The following is a 308-nucleotide window of genomic DNA, read 5'->3' on the forward strand; positions in this document are numbered from 1 at the left end:
GGCGACTAGCGCCAAGCACTCACGGGTGAAGTCGTCGACAACGGCCAGGACGCGGAAGCGGCGACCATCGGTGAAGGCGTCGCTAACGAAGTCCAGGCTCCAGCGCTCATTGGGACGCGATGGCAATGCCAACGACCGCCTGGTTCCCAGGGCACGCTTGCGCCCGCCGCGTTTGCGGACAGTCAGCTTCTCTTCCCGATAGAGCCGCCTGAGCTTCTTCAGGTTCATGACGATACCCTGCCGATCCAACATCACGTGGATGCGCCGATAGCCGAAACGGCGGCGCTCTGACGCTACCTTCTTCATGG

1 protein-coding gene is annotated in these 308 nt (G+C 62.7%); it reads right to left on the reverse strand.

The window, feature by feature from the left end; translation table 11 throughout:
- Positions 1 to 308, reverse strand: a 308-nt coding sequence (locus tag IB264_RS34340; protein ID WP_192435384.1) for an IS3 family transposase, incomplete at both ends; no start/stop codon positions are given.

The sequence above is a fragment of the Ensifer sp. ENS11 genome, from assembly GCF_014851895.1.
Taxonomy (GTDB): domain Bacteria; phylum Pseudomonadota; class Alphaproteobacteria; order Rhizobiales; family Rhizobiaceae; genus Ensifer; species Ensifer canadensis.